The 4,329-nt window shown below is 71.1% G+C and carries 3 protein-coding genes; 2 read left to right on the top strand and 1 reads right to left on the bottom strand.

Features of this window, described 5'->3' with window-relative positions:
• Positions 1-41: 41 nt before the first annotated feature.
• Positions 42-860 carry an ATP-grasp domain-containing protein gene (locus tag KGQ19_RS47610; RefSeq protein ID WP_212022116.1) on the bottom strand — a complete coding sequence of 273 codons (819 nt, stop codon included), beginning with the start codon at positions 858-860 and terminating at the stop codon, positions 42-44.
• A 99-nt stretch (positions 861-959) separates the two neighbouring features.
• Here KGQ19_RS47610 and KGQ19_RS47605 point away from each other — a divergent pair, with 99 nt between their 5' ends.
• Positions 960-2,789: a translocation/assembly module TamB domain-containing protein gene (locus tag KGQ19_RS47605; protein WP_212022114.1), complete on the top strand. Its 1,830-nt coding sequence runs from the start codon at positions 960-962 to the stop codon at positions 2,787-2,789.
• A 52-nt stretch (positions 2,790-2,841) separates the two neighbouring features.
• Positions 2,842-4,293: an AAA family ATPase gene (locus tag KGQ19_RS47600; protein WP_212022112.1), complete on the top strand. Its 1,452-nt coding sequence runs from the start codon at positions 2,842-2,844 to the stop codon at positions 4,291-4,293.
• The last annotated feature ends 36 nt before the right edge of the window (positions 4,294-4,329 follow it).

Raw genomic sequence — 4,329 nt, 5'->3', positions numbered from 1 at the left:
CGCCGAGGCGGCGGGTGGCGGGTGGCGGGTGCGCCGCGCGGTCAATCAACTCGCTCGGCCGCCGGTCTGAGGAACTGCCGATCCCGCTCACCGGCTTCGGCGCTCGGCCCCGCGGCGCGAAGCACGACATCCAGCACCCGCTCGGGATCGGCCGCGTAGTGCCCGGACGCCCACGCCGCGTTCGCCTCGACCACCGTCGGCTCCCCGTCGATCAGCCCGACGTCCATCACCACGGCACTCGGCAGCGTGTCGACGGCCTCGCGCAGCACGTCCTTCGCGAAGCCCAGCACCCGCTGCTCCGACTCGTGCCCGTCGAGCGGTTCGATGTCCAGATCACCCTCGATCGCGTACTGCGCACCGGTGACGATCTCGCCGTCGAGGACGTAGAGCCGGAACTCGACGGTGAACGTCACCGGGTCGCTGACGAGCACCGGCGTGTCTGAGTCGACGGCGTCGGGACCGGGCAGCTGTGTGCCGTCGAGGTAGACACGAGCCGGGAAACTCTTGTCGTTAGGCGGTTTCAGGAACGCGGGCGTGCGCAGCGTCCACGCCTCGGCCATCGTCAGCATCCTGATCCCCCGGCGCAGCGCCGCGTACGGAAGCCGGGTCAGCCAGTCGTCCGGCGGCTCCAGCAGCGCGATGCCGAGGTCGGCGGCGACCGCGTCGGCGAACAGCGGGCCGGCGTACAAGTGCGCGGGGCCACCGACCAGGAACCCTTCGGGCACGCGCCAGCCGGTCAGGTGCTCGGTGAACAAGCCGCGGCGCTGCGCGACCGAGGCCAGGACGTGCGAGGTGTCGTTGGCCCGCGGGGAGAAGACGAGCGTGCGCGGCAGTTCGACGGACACGGTGTCGTCGGACATGGCGGGCCCCCTCGTGTTTCCGGTGAAGCAGCGAGTCAAACACAAGAAGACGCCCCTCAGGACTCGATCGAGCCGGCCGAGCCGCGATAGAAACATCCCATGCGCCCCACCGGACTCAGCGACAGCGAACAGCAAGTCCGGAAAGACTTCCTGAACGGCAGCCGCACGTCGTTCGCTGTCGGGGACCCGGCGGTCGACGATCCGGCGGCCGGGGCGGCGTGGGGCCCGGAGCGGACGCTGCACGCCGAGTTCGTCAGAAGGCTGATCGAGGAGGCCGGCGACCGGCGCGCGCCGCTGCGGGTGGTCGGCGCGCGGGTAGCCGGGCGGCTGGACCTGGAATACCTGGAACTGGGCTATTCGCTGAGCTTCGCGGACTGCTACTTCGAGGACGACCTCGACCTGCACGACACCCGGCTGCGCCGGCTCAACCTGCGCGGCACCCGACTCGCCGGGCTGAACGCCTCGCTGGCCCGCGTCGAGGCCACGATGGTGCTGCACAAGACCCGGATCGAGGGCCGGGTGCGGCTGGACCACGCCGAGATCGGCGGCGAGCTGCTGATCACCGACGCGGTCCTGCGCAACCCCGGCGACGTCGCGCTGCGCGCCGAGCGCGTCCGCGTCGGCGGCGACCTGATGCTGTGGGGCACGACGATCGAGGGCGGCGCGGTCCTGCGCGACGCCAGGGCGGTCGGCGTCATGAGCCTGGAACGCGCCACCCTCAGCCACCCCGGCGGCATGGCACTGGACGCGGCCCGCCTCCAGGTCGGCAGCGACCTGATCGGCGGCGACCTGCACGCCGAAGGCAAGATCCGCTTCTCCGGCGCGGACATCAAAGGCCTGCTACGCCTGGCGAACGCGAAGCTGAGCAACCCCGGCGACACCGCGCTGGAGGCGTACCAGGCGAAGATCGGCGCCGACGTGCAGTTCTACCGGGGCTTCGAGGCCGACGGGCTGGTCCGCGTCACCGGCGCCCGGATCGAGGGCCACGTGCGGTTCGACGGCGCGACGCTACACGGCGACGGCAAGGCCGCGCTGGACGCGCAGTACGCCGAGATAGGCGGCTCGATGCGGTGCCAGGGGATGCGCGCCGCCGGTGAGGTGCGGTTCACGAACGCGCGGGTGGCGAACGATGTGGACTTTCGCGGGGCGGTGGTGACGCTGCCGGGCTCGGGCGTTGGCGCGAGTGCGGGCGCTCCCGGCCCTGCGGCGAGTACTGCTGGCACCACTAATAGTGCCGCTAATAGTGCCGCCCCCGAACTCCTCCTCCTCGGCAATCTCCGCGCCGGCGAACTCTCCCTCCGCTTCGCCGCTCCGCCCGCCGGCGGCATCCATCTCGCCAACGCCCAAGTCGGCGTCCTCAACGACGACCCCGCCGCCTGGGCCCCGCGCTTCTGCCTCGACGGCTTCGTCTACGACCGCATCACCGAGCCCGGCCCGGTCGCGGCGCGTATCGCGTGGCTGGCGCGCGAGTCCGGCGGCTACCGTCCCGGCCCCTACGAGCAACTCGCCACCGTCTATCGGCGCCAGGGCCTGGACGGCGAAGCGCGCCGCGTCCTGCTCGCCAAGCAGCGGGCCCGGCGCCGTACCCTCTCGCTGGCCGCCCGTCCGTGGGGCTTCGTGCAGGACGCCACGGTCGGCTACGGATACCGTCCCGAACGTGCCCTCGGCTGGCTGGCCGCGTTGCTGATAGCCGGCTGCGTCGTGTTCGGCGTGCACCACCCGGTGCCCCTCGGCCCGGACAAGGCTCCGCCTTTCAACGCCCTGATCTACTCCCTGGACCTGCTGCTGCCGGTCATCAACTTCGGCCAGGGCCACGCCTACACCGCCACCGGCGGCTATCAATGGCTCGCCTACCTCCTCACCGCCGCGGGCTGGATCCTCGCCACCACCATCGCCGCCGGCGTCGCGCGGGCCGTCAACCGCGCGTAAGCCGCCCGCCGCCTCTAGTTCAGCATCCTGATCCACTGGCATGGTGGATCCCATGTCATCACTGCCGATGTCGTCCGGCTCCCAGGTCGCCACCATCACCGTCGGCAAGGCCAACGCCGACGCCGACCCGGACGCCGCCCCGGGACTCACCGAAGTCCTCACCGCGCACCTCGGCCCCGAGGCCGCGCTCATACCCGTCACCACGGTGACCTGGGCGCCCTACGAGCACGTCAACGTCCAGGGCGCCGTGGACCGCTGGCTGGCCCGCAACGGCGCGCCGTTCCGCCTGGTCGGCATCGCCGGCTTCCGGCACCGCAGCTTCGGCCTGTCAGACCTCTTCCACCACTCCGGCACGCAGGGCATGGCGGTCGGCGGCGTGTCGGTCACCGACCAGCCCAGCGGTCCCGGCGAGCAGACCCGGACCTGCGTCCAGGCCGGGCTGTACCTCGTGGACGGCGTGGACGGCCCCGACGACGGCGACCGCACCGAGGACCCGCGCCCGCCGCTGGTCCTGCTGTTGCGCGGCACCGAACAGCGCGGCCCGCAGCCGGACGTCAGCCTGGAGATCGCCTGCTCCGACCGCGCCCTGGCCCGCGAGGCCGCCGCCGAGATCCGCCGCCTGGCCGTCGAGGTCAGCGTCTATCGCGGCCACGTCATCGAGTTCGGCGCCGAGATGTTCGGCCCGCACCAAAGCGTCCTGTCCTTCCACGAGCGCCCGGTGATGACCCGCGAGGAGCTGATCCTCCCGCCCGGCATGCTGGAGGGCATCGAGGCACAGATCCTGGGCGTGAACCGGCACCGAGCCGCCCTCCTGGCCCACGGCCAGCACCTCAAGCGCGGCGTCCTGCTCTTCGGCCCACCCGGAACCGGCAAAACCCACACCGTCAGATATCTGATGAGCCGGCTCCCCGAGACCACCGTCATAGTCCTCACCGCCAACGCCCTCCGACTGATCGGCCAGGCCTGCGAGATCGCCCGCGCCCTCCAGCCGGCGCTGGTAGTGGTCGAAGACGTCGACCTGATCGCCCAGGACCGCTCGAACCACATGAACGCCACCCCGCTCCTATTCCAACTACTCAACGAGATGGACGGACTCGACGGCGACGCCGACGTCACCTTCCTCCTGACCACCAACCGCGTAGACGTCCTGGAACCGGCACTGGCAATGCGCCCAGGCCGCGTCGACCACGCAGTCGAAGTCCCGCTCCCCGACGCCACAGGCCGAGCCCGCCTCCTGGACCTCTACCGAGGCGGCCTGGACCTGGACCTCAGCGACGCCGACACCCTGATCGAGCGAACAGCCGGAGTCACCGCCTCCTTCATCAAAGAACTGATACGCCGAGCCACACTCATCTCCCTGGAGAATCAAAACCACGCCGAGATCCCGGCCACCGGCCTCCGAGTCAGCGCCAACCACCTGGACGCAGCACTAGACGTCCTGACCGGCTCCCGCCACGCACTGACACGAAGACTGCTGGGCGCCCCCGAAGCCATGACGGACTAGCAACGCCGGCACACCACCAACCGCCCACCCGACCCC

Origin of the sequence: Catenulispora pinistramenti (assembly GCF_018274385.1) — a bacterium.
Taxonomy (GTDB): domain Bacteria; phylum Actinomycetota; class Actinomycetes; order Streptomycetales; family Catenulisporaceae; genus Catenulispora; species Catenulispora pinistramenti.
This window is presented reverse-complemented; position numbering and strand designations above follow the sequence as displayed.